Here is a 19,782-nt window from a genome sequence, read left to right as displayed (position 1 = left end):
ATCTATTTTTTAAATAAAGAAATAGTGTAATCTAATAACTTTCTATTTCCGTAATCTCCGTGTCCGGGAATCACAACTTCAATATTAGGATATGCTTTTTTGATCTTGGTCACTGTTTTTGACCATTCATTAATATTCGCATCGGCTAGATTTCCTTTTGAAGCGTGTATACTTTTTATCATGCATCCTCCAAATATAACTTCTTCGTCAGGAAAATAGGATATGATATTATCAGATGTGTGTGCTTCACCAAAATATCTATTGATAATTTTTTTATCACCTAATTTTAGGTCTAAATAATCCTGAAACATTTGGTCAGGGAGATCGTACCCCTCTAATTTCATATACATAGCTGTATTTTTTGAAGCAATACAAGGGATATTATTTTTTTGGAAAACGTCCATACCTTCTATGCAATCCCTATGAAAGTGATTGAACACTACACCTTTTATGATAACTTTTTTATCATTTTTAAGCCAATTGATTAATTCTACTGTTGCCTGATCATTGGCAGGCGTATCAAAAATATAGGCTTCGTTATTGTTAATGTACACAAAACCATTACAAGGAAATTTACCTCCATTCTCCAAAGTGATTTTTGAAATATGAATATAACTATGTTCATTAACTTTGGTAATTTTAAGGTTTTCAGAAATGGTAATCTTCTCCTGGGCAATACTGCTATAAGGTAAAGTAAAAAGAAGAAAAGTAAGCGATATGAGTAAAACAAGAGTTTTTTTATTCAACACTTTTAGATTGGATTTTATATTTTTTGACATAATGTGTCACTAAAATATAAATAGTTCCTGGAATTCCGACCCAGATTAATTCACTTAACAAAACCTTAATTCCCCAAATGCTAAAAAACTTACTAGCGCCAATTGGTGAAACCTGAATAGGTCGCCAGGGTAAAAAATATCTAACGTTGTCAAAAGGAGAAAAGAAAGCAATACCCAATCCACCAGTAGTCATCGCATCCAGAATACCGTGCGAGGCAGTACAAATTGTGAAATATGCAATGAGAGCAATACTGTTTTTGGTAAAAAGCTTTTTGTTATAAAAAATAGTAGTTACTAAAACACCTAATAATAAAGCAAATACAAAAGAATGTGTAAATCCACGATGTCCCCAGAAATCTTCGTATTTAACTCCAAATGCAAAACTAATAACATCTGCATCCGGTAATACCGAACAAAAGATGCCTAGAATCCAAAACTTCTTAGTAGTAATTTCTTTGGAAAAACTTTTCCCAAAAGCATATGCAGCAAATCCGTGTGCAAAGATGGAGGCCATTATATTTTGTAAATCTTTTTAGGTCGTTCAATAATTACTTTTTCTTGGCTGATCTTCTTTGACTTGGCTTCTGCTGTCTTTTATTTCTAACATAAATAAGTTTAGACCTACCTTTGGATGTTTCTCGTTGTTCTATTTCAAAGTTTTTAATAGATTTGATTAAAGGTGTTAACTTCTGAAAACCGTAATTTCTTGAGTCAAAGTTAGGTTGCTTTTTTTGAAGTAAACTACCAACATCTCCAAGAAATGCCCACCCATCATCATCTGCTATATCTGAAATTGTAGTAGAAATCAGCTTAATTTCTTTTTGAGTGATTTTGTCAGCATCCTTTCTAGGCTTTGGTTCTTCTGTGTTAGATTCTGTTTCTTCTTCAGATTCATATTTAAGGATTTCCAGATAAATAAATTTATCACAAGCTACTATAAATGGATTAGGTGTTTTTTTCTCTCCAATACCAAAAACTTTCATTCCAGCTTCTCTGAGTCTCGTTGCTAAACGAGTAAAATCACTGTCGCTGGATACTAAACAAAAACCATTGACTTTGCCCGAATAAAGAATATCCATGGCGTCTATAATCATAGCAGAATCTGTAGCGTTTTTTCCTCGGGTATATCCATATTGCTGGATTGGAGTAATTGCATTTTCTAAAAGGATTTTCTTCCATTTTAATAGACCGGGATTAGTCCAATCACCATAAATTCTCTTTATGGTGGGGTTGCCATATTTGGCAATCTCTTCCATCATTTCTTTGATGTATGAAGAAGGAATATTATCTCCATCAATTAATACTGCAAGGTTTAAATCCATAAAAATTATTTTCTTTTACTGTAAATGTCAGTCCACATTTTTCGCCATATTTTCCAAGAAGAATCTTCTTGCTTACGATATATAGTAGTATTTATTCCATTTTGAATCATTCCAAATTGGATGGTGTCTTTTTTGTACGTCCAATCTAATAATGTAGTATGTGTCGTTATAGCCAACGAATCTTTGATATCTAGATTAAGTAGCTCCGTTTTAAAAGTATTAATGATTGTAATAGAACTATCTTTTGGAAACCAAAAGCTTCTTATATTTTCTTTACCTTCAATAGGTTTTAATGAATTTGGTTGTATGCGTGCATTATCTTCAAAAAGAGACATTATCTGTTCTTCATTCATATTTTTCCAACCCGCTACATAGTTCATATTAATAGCTAGTATGGCATTTTCATTTTTATCAAGAATATCTGTAGCGTCTTTGTTAGTGTTTGGATCTTGTTTACATCCGATTATCGATATAAACAACAATGCCAGCTTTAATTTTTTCATGATGAATCATTTTTTCTTACGTTTCTTATGTTTTAGATTAAAAGTTTTATCACCTTTAGTTTTAGGTTTTTTGTACTTCTTTTTGATCTCTCGTTTATATTTTCCGCCAAGATTTACTTTTCTGTTTTTTTCTTTCTTTTCGTGAAAAGCAGGGCCAACATCTTCATCAAGCTTATTTGGGTTGTATATCTCTTTGATATTTGGTTGTTCTTCTGGAGTAAGTTCTTCAGAGATTTCGACAGCAGAAGGAAAATCAATTACTGAGACTTTCATTTCCATTAAATCTTCAATAGCTTCCAAAAACTCTTGTTCTTTTTCTGTTGTCAGAACTATAGCAATTCCTTCTTTTTGTGCACGTCCGGTTCTACCAATTCGATGCATATAATTCTCAGGATATTCTGGAGTATCTACATTGATAACGTGGCTGATATCATCAATATCTAATCCTCGTGCCATAACATCAGTAGCAATTAAGATTCGGTTTTCACCATTTTCGAATTGTTCTATACTTCGTAACCTGTAGTTTTGAGTTTTATTAGAATGAATCACAGCACATTGATCAGGGAAAGTTTTTTCAAACCTTTCGAATAGTCGATCAGCCATTCTTTTGTTGCTAACAAATACTAAAACCTTTTCAAACTCCTCGGAATTCTCCAGTAAATATTCCAGAAGATTTACTTTGGTATAAAAATTAGCTACATGATAGCCATATTGTTTTATGTTTTCTAGCGGTGTTCCACTTTTGGCAATTGATATTTTTTGTGGATTTATAAATATTTCTGAAATTAGTTCATCTACTTCATCAGTCATCGTAGCAGAAAACATAATGTTTTGTCTCTGTCTAGGAAGAATATCAAAAATATTCATCAATTGATGCCTGAAACCAAGATCCATCATTACATCTACTTCATCAATAACTAGTTTTTGAATAGATTTTAATTGCAAAGCTCTACTTACCGCCAAATCATATAAACGTCCCGGGGTAGCGACAATGATATCCAACCCCTGAGAAACCGCTTGTTTTTGTGTATTTATATTCGTTCCGCCATAAACACCGGTAATACGAACATTAATATAGGTGGATAGTTTTTCAATCTCATCCACAACCTGAACTACTAATTCTCTGGTAGGCACTAAAACTAAGACTCTGGGATTTTGTTGAACAGAATATTTTAGCATTCGCAAAATGGGAAGCATGTATGCATAAGTCTTACCAGTACCGGTTTGCGCAATACCTACAACATCTTTTCCAGACATTACCGGAGAAAATGCCTGCTCTTGTATAGGTGTAGGGGTGTCAAACCCTAAATCATCGAGGGCATTAATAAGTTGGTTGCTTAAGTTTAAATCTCTGAAAGTCACGTAGGTTTGATTTTATGCGAAAGTAATTGTATTTGCTCAGAAAATATAAAAATAAGGTAAACAAAATAAATGTTTATGACTAAAAATTATTTCATAATACGCAACCTTGATACTTTTTTTGAATCTATAGAGTACATCTAAAATCTATAAGGAATGAAAAAAATGGGGCTTATACTCTTTGGGATATTGAGTATTATAAGTTGTAATAATGATGATGATAGACAGATTAATCCTATGGATCAAAATAGGGTCTTACTGCTCAAGATTGATTTCGAAGCAAATACTTTTGAAGAAGGTAGAGAATTTGTTTTTAGTACCAATAAGGATTTTGATATTTCATCGGAATATGTTTCGCCTGGAGATTTTGGAAGTATTGACTTGTTATATAAAGGAACTCAGCAGAAATTGTTTTCAGGAACTATAGTGTGGAGCGGTTTGGGTAAAATTGATTTTCCTGAAAAGTTTATTCAGCCTGAGGATTTCAACCGATTGAATGAACCTTTACCGATGCCGGATGTATCTGAGTTTAAAAAAGTAATGTATGACGAACACGCTTTTTATCCGGAGAATATCGAGTATCAAAAAATATGGGAGTCTATAGCTGATCTAAAATTAGTTAAAGAATATAGAAGAAATAATCCTGAAACTAAAATTAATATACTGTTATATACCCCGGCAGTTGGAATAATGGATCCTGCTGAAGCAGATTGGATTATGGTCATTAAAAACTAAAAATATTTGGGAGGCTCTATACAAATAGAGCTTTAAGAGCGCCTAACAGGATTAATATGTTAGGCGTTTTTTATGAGTCAATATTTTAATTACTTTTGAGTATAAACTCATATCTAATGAAAAATATTTTAGCATTTGCTGGTTCCAATAGCAGTACCTCAATTAATCAAAAACTAGTTGAGTTTGTAGCTTCAGAAATAAAAATTCACAATACAACAGTGATTGAACTTACTAATTATCCAATACCTATGTATAGTGAAGATGAAGAAAAAAAGGGGTTTCCTGAAATGGTATCGAAGCTAAAAGAAGAAATTGCTAAATCAGATGCACTGATTATCTCTGTGAATGAACATAATGGTAGTTTGGGGGCTTTTTTTAAGAATATTATAGATTGGCTTTCTAGATTGGATCGTAATTTTTTAGAAGGAAAGAAAATACTACTAATGAGCACTTCACCAGGTAAAAGAGGTGGATTAGGTTCATTAGACTTCGCAAAAAGTATATTTCCTAGATTTGGGGCAGAAATTGTAGAGAGTTTTAGTTTTCCATCTTTTTATGATAATTTTTCTTCTGATGAAAATCAAGTTATAAACGAAACACTTTCATTGGGATTAAACGAAGTTCTCAGTACTTTTGCGCAGCAAATCACATAATCTAGTGCGTACTACCCAAAAATATTCCATAAAAAACCCTTCTAAGTTTAAAACCAAATTATTACAGTGGTCACAACAATTTGATGATGTAGTTTGGCTGGATTCTAATGATTATTCGCAGCAATATTCTAGTTATGATGCTGTTTTGGCAGTAGATGCTTTTACAGCTATCCTTACAGACCACTATAATGCTTTTGAAAAGCTTAAAGAATATCAGGAACAAGCGGCAGATTGGATTTTTGGATATCTTTCTTATGATTTAAAAAATGATACAGAAGATCTAGTTTCCGAAAATCAGGATGGATTAGGCTTCCCGGATTTGTATTTCTTCCAGCCTAAAAAACTTTTTTTACTTAAGAATGATCAATTAGAAATCAAGTACCTGAGAATGGTTGATGATGAAATAGAAGATGATTTTCAACAGATTTCTGCTTTTTCTTCTGACATTCATCATTCCTCTAATGATGAATCTTCTTGCGGAAAGGTTAAAATAAGTCTTAGTATAACTAAAGATGTATATAAAGAAAGGGTGAATTTGATGTTAGACCATATTCATCGAGGAGATATTTACGAAGCTAATTTTTGCCAGGAGTTTTTTGCTAAAGATAGTTGTATAGATCCTTTACAAACATATTATCATCTTAATGCAATTTCAAAACCACCATTTGCAACATTTTTTAAGATGAATCATCAATATTTGCTTTCAGCTTCTCCAGAACGTTATCTTAGAAAAGAAAGACAGAAGATTATTTCGCAACCCATCAAAGGCACTGCAAAGCGATCTGAAGATGAAGTAGCTGATAATAAACTGATAGAAGATCTTAAAAATGACCCCAAAGAGCGATCAGAAAACGTAATGATTGTAGATTTGGTACGAAATGATTTATCCAGAACGGCAATCAAAGGTTCTGTTAAGGTAGAAGAACTGTGCGAAGTATATTCGTTTAAACAGGTCCATCAGATGATTTCTACTGTGATTTCAGAAATTAATACAGAGACTTCTCCTGTTGATGTTATTAAATCAACTTTCCCTATGGGAAGTATGACTGGTGCTCCAAAGATTTCGGCAATGCAAATTATTGAAGACTTGGAAGCATCCAAAAGAGGCTTGTACAGCGGTGCAGTTGGTTATTTTACGCCGGAAGGGGATTTTGATTTCAATGTGGTAATTCGAAGTATTTTATATAATGAAGCAGAACGATATATCTCATATACAGTGGGGGGCGCAATTACTGCCAAATCTGATCCTGATAAGGAGTATGAAGAATGTTTGCTTAAGGCCAAAGCCATGCGAGAAGTTTTGGAAGGGATGAGAGGTGAGAGCGCTTCGCTGTGAGAGGTGAGAACTTATTGTATCTTAAAAGATAATTCTCAAACCTAATACCTACTACCTAAGATCTAAATCAGGTTTCTCCTAAAACTTTTTCTTACGTCAATAATAGTCTCTTTAACCTCTTGAGCAGTTATATCTTTAATAGAAGCGATTTCTTCAAAATTCAATTTTCCAAAAACAAAAAGGTCAATAATCTTAGAGGTTTCCATAGGTAACCAACTATAAAATTTACCTAACAATTTTTGCTTTCTGGAGTCAGAAGAAGTCTCAGAGTCTATTATTTTAAGGATTTCAGAATCTGTGTCATCATAAATAAAATTTTGTTTCCCATCAGGGTTTTGATGATAACAGATGTCATCAAGATCTTCTTTCATAATCAAATCATTATCAGCTTCTGCAGTAAAACTTTCTTCCAGTTTTTCAAGCTCTATTTTTAAAAAATGATTTGTACTTATGTTTCTTTGATGCCAACCTTCTTTATTATATAGTTCATCTATGAGCTCATCGGCAATTTTAAAAAGTTTTAATTCTAATGATAATGTATCGATTTCAAAATCTAAATCATCATAGTATAGCTTTAGTATTGCATCATCAATGATACCATTGGAGCAATACATGTTTTGGGGCAAAATGCCGACACTTTCTGCAATGTATAACCTATGTTTTACGTATGGATGTAAATGTGGAACTATGGATAATAATTTTTTACTGAATTCTCTTTGATCATCAGCTCCATAAAATTTTTGTAATTCGTGTGTGTTATTCATTTGTGAGCGATTTAAGAGTTTTTTAAAAATAACGAAAAGAAACTATTTTTTGTGTTAAAAACTTGAAAATCAGCTTATAAATATACTTTTGTTGTGAAATAATGTAGCCATACAAAATTGTATATTTGGCTTTAATATTATGACTAAACATAAATCATTGTTAAAAGCGTTTAAAGAACACATTAGTGCAAACCTTTCCTTTCTGTCAGAAAGTAAAGTGCTAGTTGCCTGTAGCGGAGGATTGGACAGTGTGGTACTAGCACGTTTATGCAAAGAATTAGGGTTAGAATTTGGTATTGCGCATTGTAATTTTAAATTACGCGGAGAAGAAAGTGACGGAGACGAAGCTTTTGTTAAAAATCTTGCAGGTCAATGGAGTGTACCGTATTATATTGAACATTATAATACAGAAGAATACGCTGATAAAAATAATATATCAATACAAGTTGCAGCCAGGAATATACGTTATAGTTGGTTTATAGTACTGTCTGATCAATACGAGTATGATTATGTTTTGACAGCTCATCATGCTGATGATAATCTGGAAACATTTTTAATTAATCTTTCTAGAGGAACCGGAATAGATGGATTAACCGGGATTCCTGAAGTCAATGATATTTTTATTCGCCCTTTACTCCCTTTTTCTAGAGATCGGATTTTAGAATATGCTAATCAAAATAATGTGAAGTGGAGAGAAGATAGCAGTAATAAAACTACAAAATACCTGAGGAATAATTTTAGACATACAGTAGTACCAGAGCTTAAATCTGTGAACCCTCAATTTCTAAAGAATTTTCAAACAACTTTAGAGTATCTAAAAGAAAGTAAATCTTTTATCAAAAGTCAAGTAGCTATACTAAAAAATGAACTCTTTGAGTTTTCAGAATCAGATACTGTGAAGATATCTATCCATAAGCTTCAGAAATTTGGTAATCCCAAAGCCTATGTGTACTTTCTGCTAAAAGATTATGGTTTCACGGCTTGGGAAGATATTGTTCAGATACTTAGTGCCCAGCCGGGCAAACAGATCTTTTCGGTTACTCATCGATTAGTCAAGGATAGAGAGTTTTTATTATTAAATCCAATCGAGAATAAAGTAACGGATCGTTCTTATAAGATTCCTGAGGAAGAAAATATGATTATGATTCCTTCAGGAACACTAAAATTTAGGTTAGTTGATGAAATTGGCAATATAGATCTTAAGACGATCTATGTAGATAAAGAAAAGTTAAAGTACCCTTTGGTTGTAAGAAAATGGAAAGAAGGCGACTATTTTTATCCATTGGGGATGAAAGGCAAAAAGAAGTTGAGTAAATATTTTAAAGATGAAAAACTATCTTTGCTAGCAAAAGAAAGGGTATTGTTATTGTGTTCTGGAGACGAAATTGTTTGGATTATCAATTATAGAGCAGATAACAGATTTAAGATTACCCCCCAAACTAAACAAATATTAAAAATTAAGATAACCTAATGCGGTACTTCATTTTATTACTATCTACAGTATTATTTTCTACTACAATTTTTTCTCAGACTTTGGACCCTATTAAATGGAAAGCCAATGTAGAAAAAGAAGCTGATGACACTTATATTCTGTATTTTGAGGCTAAACTCGATAAAGGATGGCATTTATATTCTCAGAAAGAGGCAGAAACAGATGAGATAGCACCAACTCCTACTGAGTTTAGTTATAATAATACTCCGGAGACCTATGAACTTGTTGGAGAAACTTTTGAGCCTGCTGGTATTGAAAAGTTTGACAATATATTTGAGATGGATGTAAAGTATTTTGAAGGGAAAGTTACTTTTTCTCAAAAAATTAAACTCATTGATAAAAATTTAAAAGCGGTAAAAGCTGAAGTGTTTTTCTCTGTTTGTGATGACGAAAAGTGCTTGGCGCCGGATATTGTTGAATTTGATTTGAACCTAGCAGGAAAAGCTTCAGAAAACAAAGGAGATGCCACAAGTATTACTGAAGAAGATCGGAATAAATCAGAAGGGCTTAATATAGGAGTAAAGGGTTGGGATAAATTCCCAAGAGAAGATGTAAAAGATAAAAGTTACCTTACAATTTTTGTACTAGGGTTTTTAGGAGGATTGATAGCATTATTGACGCCTTGTGTTTTTCCTATGATTCCTCTTACGGTTTCTTTTTTTACTAAAAGTGCCAAGGACAAGAAAAAGGGAACATTTAATGCAATTCTGTACGGATTTTTCATCTTTGCGATCTATGTATTGTTAAGTCTTCCTTTTCATTTGTTAGATTCCTTAGACCCGGAGATATTGAATAATATTTCTACCAATGTTACATTGAATATCATCTTTTTTGTGATCTTTATTGTTTTTGCGATTTCATTTTTTGGGTATTTTGAAATTACCTTACCGGCATCCTGGAGTAATAGTCTGGATAGTAAAGCAAATAGTATCGGTGGAGTAGTGGGAGTGTTTTTTATGGCACTGACTTTAGCTTTGGTATCATTTTCTTGTACAGGGCCAATTTTAGGGTCACTTTTAGGAGGTTCTTTATCAAGTGATGGAGGAGCTATGCAATTAAGTTTCGGTATGGGAGGGTTTGGTTTAGCTCTGGCATTACCATTTGGATTGTTTGCATTATTTCCTAATTGGCTGAATTCTTTACCAAAAAGTGGAGGATGGTTAAATGCTGTAAAAGTAGTATTAGGATTCATAGAATTGGCATTAGCATTTAAATTCTTGTCCAATGCTGATTTGGTAGAACATTGGGGGATCCTTAAAAGAGAAATATTTATCGGAATTTGGATTATTATAGGGATCGGAATGGTATTGTACCTTTTCGGAAAAATTCGTTTTCCGCATGATAGCCCTATACAAAAGCTCAGCATGGGTAGAAAAACCTTGGGAACCTTGACGTTGGCATTTGTAATTTATTTGCTTCCTGGTTTAACAAATACGGCATATGCTAATCTTAAGTTGCTTAGTGGTTTTCCACCACCATTATTTTATAGTATTTATGAAAAAGAGGCGCATGGACCTTTAGGTCTAAATGCATATACCGATTTTGAAGCAGGTGTAAAAGCTGCAAAAGCTCAGAACAAACCTATTATGATCGATTTTACAGGTTGGGCTTGTGTGAACTGCCGTAAGATGGAAGAACAAGTATGGAGTTATCCCGAAATTATAGATATTCTGAAAAATAAGTACATCCTAATATCTCTATATGTTGACGACCGTAAAACACTTGAAGAACAAGATCAGTTCAAATTTCTAAAACCTGACGGTAGAGTCAAAAGTATAAAAACGATAGGAGATAAGTGGGCAACTTTTCAAACTTTGAATTTTGAGAATAACTCACAACCATTTTATGTATTACTTGATTCAGAGATGAATTTGTTAAATACTACAACTGCATATACTCCAGATACTAATGAGTACTTAAATTGGTTAAAAGAGGGATTAAAGAACTATACAAAACCATAAGAACTTATAGCACTATAGTTTTTTATTATAAAGCTGCTGTAAGTACAAGATAATTTTTCGACTTTATTATTACTAACTCAAATAAGTTGAAAAATGACAATCGACAGTATTGAACTTTCTAAGTGCTTTCCGTTTATAGAAAAAGAATTAAAGGATGATTTCTTGTTGTTTGGAGAACTTAAGAATATCCCAAAAGGTCAGTATGTAGTAAAACAAGGAAGTTATCTTAGTTTTTTGCCAATTATTTTGGATGGATTAATTAAAATGTATGCAGAAGAAGATGAGTTAGAATTCTTACTATATTATATACATCCTAATCAATGTTGTATTCTTAGTTTTAATCATTTGTTTGATCAGGAAGCAGTTCGATTCTCGGCTAAAACGGAGAAGGATACTACCGTTTTATGTTTACCAGTTAACAAAGTCAAAGAGTGGTTTGTAAAATACCCTTCATTTTCTAAGATAGTCTTAAAAGATTTTCAGCGTAATTATGAAGATCTATTAAATACAACAAAGCAAATTGTTTGTTATAAAATAGAGGATAGATTAAAAGAATATCTTTTGCAGAAGGCAAAGTTGACAAGCAAAAACCAAATAGAAGTATCGCATAAACAAATAGCTTCTGATTTAGGAACTTCTAGAGAAGTAATTACTAGAATAATCAAAAAGCTTCAGAAATCAGGAATGCTAATTCAGCATAAAAGACATATTCAGCTTAGTGTAGCTTAACAAAAATAGTCAACTTTACCAGTATAACTCGAGTGCTTGATTTGTGCTCGGGTTTGTTGTGTTTTATTTAATTAAAATACTGAAAATCAATTATTTAAATAACATTTATTTAACGTTTTTTGGTGACAAAAGTCACCGTTTATTGGATAGATCACGTGATACATTTGTGTCAAATAAGATGAACAAATAAAAGTATGTATCATGAAAAAAATTAACATTTATCTAATTATTAGTTTATTGGTTTTTGCCGCGTGTAGCGACGATGACGATTTAGTAATCCTACCTAATGGACCAGATCCGGTGGTGAACAATGTAGTCTTTAATGAAATTAAATTTCAAGGAACTGATCTCATAGAGATTTTTAATCGAGGAAATCAAGAAGCTGATTTAAGCGATTATTGGTTATGCTTGGGTCCGGGAACATATCAAAGAATAGGTGATCTAACACCCGAAAGCGGAAATATAGTTATTCCAGGTGGGGAATACCTTGTATTGTCCTATAATCTTCCAGATACCGAAGGTGGCTTAGGATTATACTCCAGTAATGCATTTACAGACGCTAATGCTATTGTAGATTTTTTGCAATACGGTTCGGGAGCCAGCGCCCGAGAAGATGTGGCCGTCACCGCAGGATTATGGACAGCAGGTGATTTTATACCAGTGGTGAGTAGTGCGGATAATAGTATCATATTTGATGGAGAAGGTAATGGAGTAGAAAACTGGTCAGAAACAACCACTGTGACCTTTGGTGCAGAAAATATCCTTACTATGCCTAATAATGATGTACGTTCCATAGTAATTAATGAAGTAAATTATGGTGAAGATAAGCTAATCGAATTATGGAATAATGGAACCGTTGCTGTCGATATAGCTTCTTATTGGTTATGTTTAGGGCCTGGTCAATATGTTCAGATCCAGAATGCTACTATTATCAATGGAGATACTAATTTAGATCCAGGAGAATTTGTTGTATTCAACTGGGATCAATTAAGTGATAGCGAAGGATTAGGATTATATACTAACAATTCTTTTACCAGTGCAGATGCTATCATGGATTTCGTACAATGGGGAGCTGGAGGAAGTGCACGTGAAAATGTAGCTGTAGCAGCTGGTATATGGAGCTCTGGAGATTTTGTTCCTGGAGTAAGATTAGCTAGCTATAGTATCGCATATGATGGTGAGGGTGATGCTTCTTCAGATTGGACAGAGGCTATTAACCCTACTTTCGGGATAGGTAACGCAACAACAATTAACACTACCACCTTTTCTGTTACAATTACAAATACAGTAAACTATTTGAATGTACATACATTTACAACTCCCGTAGGAGCATCAAGCCCAGGACCTTTAGGTGTAAATGGAGCACAATATCAATTATCATTTAAAGCTGTTCCTGGAACTAAATTTACACCCGTTACTATGATGGGGAATAGTAATGATTGGTTTTTGGCTCCAACCAATCTAAGCGGAATAGATTTATTTCCAAACGGACAGGCATTAAATGGTGTTGATATTGCAGATCAACTTTCTCTGTACGATTTGGGAACAGAAGCTGACGGAGACCCTAGTACTTTTCCCCCTGCAGGAACTGATGTTGGTCCCGCAGATCCAAACTCATCCGTTCGTTTAGTACCTGGTCGCGGTACTGGAGATATTTATATTACAGCAATACTTAATTATACAAATGGAGACGGTAATTCTGCAGGTACATTTACCTTAACTATTACAGCAATCAATGCGCCGGATTCGGGAATAGCACCTAGTCAGGATAATGGGTTTGTAGTCACCCCTGGAATAGTAGTATTACACGCTCAACCTGAGCCTTTATTTACCCTTGGAGACGAAGATAGAGGGGTAGGGCTAGAAAGAATAGCAGAAGACGGTATGCCAGGTGTATTGTATGAATGGTTTACAGAAACGGGTTCTCAAGGAACACCACTTAGATTATCTTCCTCATTAACACCTTTTTCACCTGCATTAATCTACGCTTTTAATACAGAAAGAGACCCTTGGTTTACACAAGGTGATACAGCTAAAACCTCTAGTGGGTTAGAAGAGATAGCTGAAGATGGAAATAGAATGGTGGCTTATAATTACTTAAAAGATTTTGGTATTCCTGTTGCACTTCCAGCAGAGGATGGACCTATTGGACCGGGAGGATCATTTACATTTATTATTGAAGTACCACAAGGGCAAGATTATAAATTAGGTTTTGGAACCATGTTTGTCAAATCTAATGATTGGTTCATTAGTAACAATAATGTTGGTTTGACATTGTTTAATGCAGATGGAACTCCATTCTCAGGAGTTGGAACTAGTTCCAATACGTATCTATATGATGCAGGAACAGAAGAAGATCAACCAGTAGGATTTGGACCTGATCAGGTGATGAATCAAAGCGGTCCTAACTCAGGCGTAGCAGATGCAAATACTACTATTAGACGAGTAGGAGCTCTAGATGATGTACAATTCGGAAAGGGAGTAATCAATAGTACTCCGGGAGTCACTTGGTTTGGAGATCCAAGAGGAGGGTATAATCTAATAGAAGTTGATATTCAACCAAGATAATACCTAACTTAATAGCTATTTTTCTATAATGATATAGATTTTATAAGTGATAGATGTAAGCCTTTGACCACAGGTCAAGGGCTTTTTTGTTATTTATAAATGATATTTATAAGTTTATAGTGAATAAATATTCATTTATTCTTAATTGAATAAAAATTCACTTATGTTTGTATGGAATTTTAGAATAATGCCAAAATTAAAAGATCAAAATAAAGTAGAAGCTATTCATAAAGCTACCATAGAACTAATTACCAAAACTGGTTTTTCTGGTTTAAAAATGGCTGAGGTAGCTAAGAAATCTGGTGTTGCAACAGGTACATTGTACGTATACTATAAAAGTAAAGAAGAATTGATCAATGACGTATACGTGAATACTAAAAAAGAGATTTCGCGAGCTATTATCAACCCTGAATACCTCAAAGATACTTTCTACGATACCTTTAAAGCAATGTGGTATGGGTATTTTGGATATTGTTTGAAACATCCGGAAAAGATGATGTTTGTGGAGCAATTTATCTATAGCGGATTTATTTCTGAAGTTAATATTTCTGTTACGGAATCTTATTTTGAAGCATTGAATCAGTTTCTTATTGATGGACAAAAACAAGGAGTAATAAAGGATGTAGATATGGAGATTCTTAAGGCATACTTACAAGGTTCAATTCATGAAATTGTAAAAATGGTTGTAAAGGGAGCTATAGAACTTCAGAAAAATGATATGCATACTTGCTTTACCATGGCATGGAATAGTATTAGGAAATAATTTTTTTTAACTTTTAAATGAATAAAAATTCACTAAAATAATTTTGAAATGAGAAAAACAGCATTAATTACAGGAGCGTCTAGTGGTATTGGACTAGAATTAGCTAAAGTACACGCTGCCAAAGGTGATAACCTGGTTTTGGTAGCCAGGAATCAAGTTAAGCTTGAAGAATTGAAGGTAGAATTAGAAAGCAAGCATAACATAAATGTGTTGGTAATAGCTAAAGATCTTTCATTACCCAACGCTGCTCAGGAAGTTTTTGATGAAACGATTCATAAAGCAATACCGGTTGATTATTTGATTAATAATGCCGGTTTTGGAGACTTCGGAATGTTCTCCGAGACCAATTGGGAGAAGGAACATAAAATGATTGAGCTTAATATTACTGCTCTTACACAATTCACCAAACTATACCTAAAAGAAATGGTTAAACGTAATAGTGGTAGGATAATGAACGTAGCTTCTACTGCAGCTTTTCAACCTGGACCGACGATGGCAGTATACTATGCAACCAAAGCTTTTGTATTACATTTTTCTGAGGCCATAGCCAATGAGGTAAAAGGCAAAGGAATTACGGTTACAGCATTATGCCCGGGAGCTACTGAAAGTGGTTTTCAATCTGTTGCTGAGATGGAGGAGAGTAAACTGGTAAAAGGGAAAAAACTGCCGCCATCAGCAGAAGTAGCACAATACGGTTATAAAGCCATGATGAAAGGAAAAACTGTTGCCATTCATGGAGTTATGAATAGGATATTAGCAAACTCTGTTCGTTTTATGCCAAGAAATATGGTTACTAAGATTACCAGAAGTGTTCAGGATAAGGCTAATTAATTAGATTTGTTTTTTGATTTTGTAGAAAACCTGTCGGTTATAAAGAACCGGACAGGTTTCTTTTTACCTATGTTTTGAGTTGTTAAAATCTCCTTAAAACTATAATACTCGAGAATCCAATTTTTTATCTTCAGCACAAACTAAATTCAAACCAATGCGATCAATCAGAATACTATTGTTGTCTTTTTCATTCCTTACTCTTTTTGTTTTTTCTTGTACAAAAAAAACTACTGAACTAGAAACTAAAAAAGAAACAAAAGAAACTATTGTAGAAGATTCTTATGATGTAAAAGAATATTATAATAAACAAGAAGTAGATATTGTAATGCGGGATGGAACAAAGCTTCATACTACTATCTATTCACCAAAAGATACTTCAAAGAAATATCCCATATTAATGAATCGTACCCCTTATAGTTCAAGACCCTATGGAGTAAATCAGTTTCGATCAAAAATTGGTCCGAATGAATTTTTAATGAAAGAAGGTAATATTATAGTTTATCAAGATGTTCGTGGTCGATGGATGAGTGAAGGTGTATATGATAATATGAGAGCTTATATTCCTAATAAGACAGAAAAACAATTTGATGAAGCTAGTGATACCTATGATACTATTGATTGGTTAGTTAAAAATGTGGAGAATAATAATGGAAATGTTGGAGTGTGGGGGATTTCATATCCTGGTTTTTATGCTACATATTCACTATTGGATTCACATCCGGCGTTAAAAGCAGTTTCGCCACAAGCTTGTATTGGAGATTTCTTTTTTGATGATTTTCATCATAACGGAGCATATTTGTTAAGTTATTGGAGAGCAACAGCCGTTTTTGGTTATGAAAAGACAGAACCCGTTTCTGAAAGTTGGTATACTTTTCCTGAATTGGGGAGTAAGGATCAATACCAATTCTTTTTGGATGTGGGGCCTTTAAGTAATTTGGACCAATATTATAAAGAGGATAATGTGTTCTGGACGCAGCTTAAGGAGCACCCTAATTATGATGAATTTTGGCAGAGTAGAGGAATTATTCAACATCTAAAAGATATCAAACCCGCCGTGATGACTGTCGGAGGGTTGTTTGATGCAGAGGATTTATATGGCCCATTCGAAACGTATGAAAATATAGAAAATAAAAGCAATAATTATAATATTATGGTTTTTGGCCCCTGGAGTCATGGAGATTGGGCACGTACTAAGAAGCGTCAAGCAATTGGAAATGTATATTTTGGAGATGATATTTCTTTGAACTTTCAGAAGAACGTAGAAACCAAATTTTTTAATCATTTCTTAAAAGGAGAAGGAGACGAAACTGGATTACCAGAAATTCAGATTTTTGATACGGGTAAAAAAGAGTGGAATTCTTATGAAAATTGGCCTCCAAAGAATATTCAGAAAAAAACATTCTATTTATCTGCTAATGAAGAATTATCTGAAAAAGCAGGAACCGGAACTTCAGAATTTATTAGTGACCCTAAAAAACCGGTTCCGTACTCAGAAGATATCAAAATGGTATTCACTCCAAGAAAATATATGACAGATGATCAGCGATTTGCTGCCCGTCGCCCTGATGTTTTGGTTTTTGAAACTCCGGTATTAACCGAAGATGTTACATTATCCGGAGAAATATTGGCAAAACTAAAAGTTGCTACCACAGGAACGGATGCTGATTGGGCGGTTAAACTAATAGATGTGTATCCTAATGATATTGAAGACACAGAAGAGACTCAGAAATACCTTAAAATGGCTAATTATCATATGATGGTACGCAGTGAGGTGATGAGAGGGCGTTTTAGAAATAGTTTCAGTAACCCAGAGCCTTTTATAGCTAACCAAAAAACGGATGTGAATATAAAACTTCAAGATGTTCATCATACCTTTAAGAAAGGACATAAAATTCATATTCAGGTACAGAGTACTTGGTTTCCTTTGATAGACTTAAATCCACAGACTTATGTGCCTAATATTTTTAAGGCTGAGGCTTCTGATTTTACGAAACAGACACATAAAGTATATCATGATTCTGCAATAGAAGTTTCTGTACTAAAATAACTAACCCTAATATAATCACCATGAACAAATCAAAAATCAGTGTGTTATTTCTTTCTTCGTTTTTTGTGTTAAATAGTTGTAAGCAAGAAAGTAAAGAACCGGAAAAAAACGATGTTGCTTCTGTAGAAGAAGTGATTGAGGAACATTCCAAAAAACTAAATGATTGGTTTGAGGCACAATTTCAGGAAGAAGTGTCTGAATCACCAATGATGCAAACCTATTTGGGTGTTAAAACAAAAGATTATGGTAAGTGGGATGATATATCTTCTAAAAAAGAAGCAGAAGACTTAGAGAAAGCTAAAAAACGTTTAGGATATCTAAAAGATTCCGTTGATGTCTCAAAGCTAAATGAAGCTACAGTATTGAGTTATAAATTAATGAAACAAGATCTGGAAAATGAAATAGAAGATTTTCAATATCGATTCTACAACTATCCAGTAAATCAAATGCACGGATTACAAGCGGAAATCCCCGCTTTTTTGATCAATATGCATAGAATAGAGGATAAAAGCGATGCAGAAGCTTATATCTCTAGATTAGACGGTATGGATGAAATGTTTGCTCAGGCCATTGATAATATGAAGATGAGAGAAAAGAATGGAATCCTTCCTCCTAAGTTTGTTTTTGCAAAAGTTCTTGACGATAGCCGTAATATTATAAAAGGAAGGCCTTATGAAAGATCTAATGAAGTAAGTACTTTGTTGGCTGATTTTAAGGGAAAACTAGAGAAAATTCAACTCTCTGAAGAAGAAAAAGACCAATTAATTCTTGATGCAGAAAAGGCTATGGTGCTAGGGGTAAAACCTGCTTTTGAAAATTTGATATCCTTGTTGGAAGATCAACAACAAAGAGCTACTACAGATGATGGTGCATGGAAGTTTCCAAAGGGAGAAGCTTTTTACAATAATGCACTTAAACGAACTACTACAACTGATATGACTGCAGATCAGATTCATGAGCTTGGTTTAAAAGAAGTAGAGCGCATACATAAGGAAATGAGGGATATCATGAAACAAGTGAAGTACGAAGGAACTTTACAAGATTTCTTTAAGTATATGAAAGAAGATAAGCAATTCTATTTCGCTAATAATGAAGCCGGTAAAAAAGCATATCTGGAACAAGCCGTAGGGTTAATTAATACTATGAAATCCAGAATGGATGAGTTATTTATTACTAAACCAAAAGCTGATATTGATGTAAAAGCTGTAGAGGCTTTTAGAGAAAAAAGTGCAGGAAAAGCTTTTTATCAAAGAGGTACTCCTGACGGATCAAGACCAGGAACATATTATGCTAACTTATATGATATGGAAGCTATGCCAAAGTATCAAATGGAGGCTTTGGCATATCATGAAGGTATACCAGGGCATCATATGCAGATTTCTATTGCTCAGGAGTTACAGGATATTCCAAAATTCAGAAAATTTGGCGGTTATACTGCCTATGTAGAAGGATGGGGTTTGTATAATGAATTATTACCAAAAGAAATTGGAATGTATAGTGACCCGTATTCTGACTTTGGTAGGTTAGCTATGGAATTATGGAGAGCTTGTAGATTAGTAGTAGATACAGGAATTCATGCTAAAAAATGGACTAGAGAAGAAGGTATCAAATATTATACAGACAATACCCCAAACGCAGAAAGTGATGCAGTGAAAATGGTAGAACGACATATTGTAATGCCAAGTCAGGCAACTGCTTATAAGATCGGGATGAATAAAATTTTGGAATTACGAGAAAATGCCAGGAAAAAGCTCGGCGATAAATTTGATATTAGAGAATTTCATGACGTAGTATTAACTAATGGAGCTGTACCGCTTAATGTCTTAGAAGAATTAGTTGATGCTTGGGTAACTTCTAAATAAAATCAAAACTTACAATATACATCATAAACCTTAATAACTTTAAGGTTAACTTCTTAGTATGAAAACCTCTTCAAAAAT

General features: G+C 33.6%; 17 protein-coding genes. 11 read left to right on the top strand and 6 right to left on the bottom strand.

The features are described from left to right. Window positions 1-2: 2 nt before the first annotated feature. The 5 genes from bla to J8M14_RS13680 are packed head-to-tail and all read right to left on the bottom strand — an operon-like array spanning window position 3 to window position 3,966. Window positions 3-779 carry a subclass B1 metallo-beta-lactamase gene (gene bla / locus J8M14_RS13700; RefSeq protein ID WP_211075373.1) on the bottom strand — a complete coding sequence of 259 codons (777 nt, stop codon included), beginning with the start codon at window positions 777-779 and terminating at the stop codon, window positions 3-5. Beyond that, window positions 739-1,293 (bottom strand): metal-dependent hydrolase, encoded by a 555-nt coding sequence (locus J8M14_RS13695; RefSeq protein ID WP_211075372.1) that lies wholly within the window; start codon window positions 1,291-1,293, stop codon window positions 739-741. Before J8M14_RS13695 ends, bla begins: the two co-directional genes overlap by 41 nt. A gap of 34 nt (window positions 1,294-1,327) precedes the next feature. Continuing rightward, entirely contained in the window at window positions 1,328-2,101 is a 774-nt protein-coding gene (locus J8M14_RS13690) for an NYN domain-containing protein (RefSeq protein WP_211075371.1), read from the bottom strand. 5 nt (window positions 2,102-2,106) lie between these two features. Continuing rightward, complete coding sequence (locus tag J8M14_RS13685) at window positions 2,107-2,604, bottom strand: hypothetical protein (RefSeq protein ID WP_211075370.1); 498 nt, start codon at window positions 2,602-2,604, stop codon at window positions 2,107-2,109. Between the two features lie 6 nt (window positions 2,605-2,610). Further along, window positions 2,611-3,966, bottom strand: coding sequence for a DEAD/DEAH box helicase (locus J8M14_RS13680; protein WP_211075369.1), 1,356 nt, complete (start codon window positions 3,964-3,966; stop codon window positions 2,611-2,613). A 153-nt stretch (window positions 3,967-4,119) separates the two neighbouring features. Between J8M14_RS13680 and J8M14_RS13675 the strand changes: the two genes are divergently transcribed. The 3 genes from J8M14_RS13675 to pabB all read left to right on the top strand — a co-directional run bounded on the left by J8M14_RS13675 (window position 4,120) and on the right by pabB (window position 6,687). Further along, window positions 4,120-4,698, top strand: coding sequence for a hypothetical protein (locus tag J8M14_RS13675; RefSeq protein ID WP_211075368.1), 579 nt, complete (start codon window positions 4,120-4,122; stop codon window positions 4,696-4,698). Window positions 4,699-4,814: 116 nt separating this feature from the next. Next, window positions 4,815-5,351, top strand: a complete 537-nt coding sequence (locus J8M14_RS13670) for an NADPH-dependent FMN reductase (protein WP_211075367.1) — start codon at window positions 4,815-4,817, stop codon at window positions 5,349-5,351. 4 nt (window positions 5,352-5,355) lie between these two features. After that, window positions 5,356-6,687: an aminodeoxychorismate synthase component I gene (gene pabB / locus J8M14_RS13665; RefSeq protein ID WP_211075366.1), complete on the top strand. Its 1,332-nt coding sequence runs from the start codon at window positions 5,356-5,358 to the stop codon at window positions 6,685-6,687. A gap of 62 nt (window positions 6,688-6,749) precedes the next feature. Here the strand turns inward: pabB and J8M14_RS13660 are convergent, their stop codons facing one another. After that, a complete protein-coding gene (locus J8M14_RS13660; protein ID WP_211075365.1) occupies window positions 6,750-7,451 on the bottom strand; it encodes a hypothetical protein in 702 nt (233 codons plus the stop codon). A gap of 139 nt (window positions 7,452-7,590) precedes the next feature. Here J8M14_RS13660 and tilS point away from each other — a divergent pair, with 139 nt between their 5' ends. The 8 genes from tilS to J8M14_RS13620 all read left to right on the top strand — a co-directional run bounded on the left by tilS (window position 7,591) and on the right by J8M14_RS13620 (window position 19,704). Next, entirely contained in the window at window positions 7,591-8,922 is a 1,332-nt protein-coding gene (gene tilS, locus J8M14_RS13655) for a tRNA lysidine(34) synthetase TilS (protein WP_247672637.1), read from the top strand. Further along, window positions 8,922-10,904 (top strand): cytochrome c biogenesis protein CcdA, encoded by a 1,983-nt coding sequence (locus J8M14_RS13650; RefSeq protein ID WP_211075364.1) that lies wholly within the window; start codon window positions 8,922-8,924, stop codon window positions 10,902-10,904. Before tilS ends, J8M14_RS13650 begins: the two co-directional genes overlap by 1 nt. Before the next feature lie 93 nt (window positions 10,905-10,997). Continuing rightward, complete coding sequence (locus tag J8M14_RS13645) at window positions 10,998-11,633, top strand: Crp/Fnr family transcriptional regulator (protein WP_211075363.1); 636 nt, start codon at window positions 10,998-11,000, stop codon at window positions 11,631-11,633. 201 nt (window positions 11,634-11,834) lie between these two features. After that, window positions 11,835-14,201 (top strand): spondin domain-containing protein, encoded by a 2,367-nt coding sequence (locus J8M14_RS13640; protein WP_211075362.1) that lies wholly within the window; start codon window positions 11,835-11,837, stop codon window positions 14,199-14,201. Between the two features lie 163 nt (window positions 14,202-14,364). Continuing rightward, window positions 14,365-14,964 (top strand): TetR/AcrR family transcriptional regulator, encoded by a 600-nt coding sequence (locus J8M14_RS13635; RefSeq protein WP_211075361.1) that lies wholly within the window; start codon window positions 14,365-14,367, stop codon window positions 14,962-14,964. Between the two features lie 48 nt (window positions 14,965-15,012). Further along, complete coding sequence (locus tag J8M14_RS13630; RefSeq protein WP_211075360.1) at window positions 15,013-15,795, top strand: SDR family oxidoreductase; 783 nt, start codon at window positions 15,013-15,015, stop codon at window positions 15,793-15,795. A gap of 154 nt (window positions 15,796-15,949) precedes the next feature. Then, a complete protein-coding gene (locus J8M14_RS13625) occupies window positions 15,950-17,842 on the top strand; it encodes a CocE/NonD family hydrolase (protein WP_211075359.1) in 1,893 nt (630 codons plus the stop codon). A gap of 20 nt (window positions 17,843-17,862) precedes the next feature. Further along, window positions 17,863-19,704: a DUF885 domain-containing protein gene (locus tag J8M14_RS13620; protein ID WP_211075351.1), complete on the top strand. Its 1,842-nt coding sequence runs from the start codon at window positions 17,863-17,865 to the stop codon at window positions 19,702-19,704. The last annotated feature ends 78 nt before the right edge of the window (window positions 19,705-19,782 follow it).

The sequence above is a fragment of the Aquimarina sp. MMG016 genome, assembly GCF_018100805.1.
Classification (GTDB): Bacteria; Bacteroidota; Bacteroidia; order Flavobacteriales; family Flavobacteriaceae; genus Aquimarina.
This window is presented reverse-complemented; position numbering and strand designations above follow the sequence as displayed.

Excerpts from the sequence above, each read along its gene's own strand:
- bla (WP_211075373.1), bottom strand. The coding sequence starts at position 779 with ATGTCAAAAAATATAAAATCCAATCTAAAAGTGTTGAATAAAAAAACT.
- J8M14_RS13695 (WP_211075372.1), bottom strand. The coding sequence starts at position 1,293 with ATGGCCTCCATCTTTGCACACGGATTTGCTGCATATGCTTTTGGGAAA.
- J8M14_RS13690 (WP_211075371.1), bottom strand. The coding sequence starts at position 2,101 with ATGGATTTAAACCTTGCAGTATTAATTGATGGAGATAATATTCCTTCT.
- J8M14_RS13685 (WP_211075370.1), bottom strand. The coding sequence starts at position 2,604 with ATGAAAAAATTAAAGCTGGCATTGTTGTTTATATCGATAATCGGATGT.
- J8M14_RS13675 (WP_211075368.1), top strand. The coding sequence starts at position 4,120 with ATGAAAAAAATGGGGCTTATACTCTTTGGGATATTGAGTATTATAAGT.
- J8M14_RS13670 (WP_211075367.1), top strand. The coding sequence starts at position 4,815 with ATGAAAAATATTTTAGCATTTGCTGGTTCCAATAGCAGTACCTCAATT.
- J8M14_RS13660 (WP_211075365.1), bottom strand. The coding sequence starts at position 7,451 with ATGAATAACACACACGAATTACAAAAATTTTATGGAGCTGATGATCAA.
- tilS (WP_247672637.1), top strand. The coding sequence starts at position 7,591 with ATGACTAAACATAAATCATTGTTAAAAGCGTTTAAAGAACACATTAGT.
- J8M14_RS13650 (WP_211075364.1), top strand. The coding sequence starts at position 8,922 with ATGCGGTACTTCATTTTATTACTATCTACAGTATTATTTTCTACTACA.
- J8M14_RS13645 (WP_211075363.1), top strand. The coding sequence starts at position 10,998 with ATGACAATCGACAGTATTGAACTTTCTAAGTGCTTTCCGTTTATAGAA.
- J8M14_RS13640 (WP_211075362.1), top strand. The coding sequence starts at position 11,835 with ATGAAAAAAATTAACATTTATCTAATTATTAGTTTATTGGTTTTTGCC.
- J8M14_RS13635 (WP_211075361.1), top strand. The coding sequence starts at position 14,365 with ATGTTTGTATGGAATTTTAGAATAATGCCAAAATTAAAAGATCAAAAT.
- J8M14_RS13630 (WP_211075360.1), top strand. The coding sequence starts at position 15,013 with ATGAGAAAAACAGCATTAATTACAGGAGCGTCTAGTGGTATTGGACTA.
- J8M14_RS13625 (WP_211075359.1), top strand. The coding sequence starts at position 15,950 with ATGCGATCAATCAGAATACTATTGTTGTCTTTTTCATTCCTTACTCTT.
- J8M14_RS13620 (WP_211075351.1), top strand. The coding sequence starts at position 17,863 with ATGAACAAATCAAAAATCAGTGTGTTATTTCTTTCTTCGTTTTTTGTG.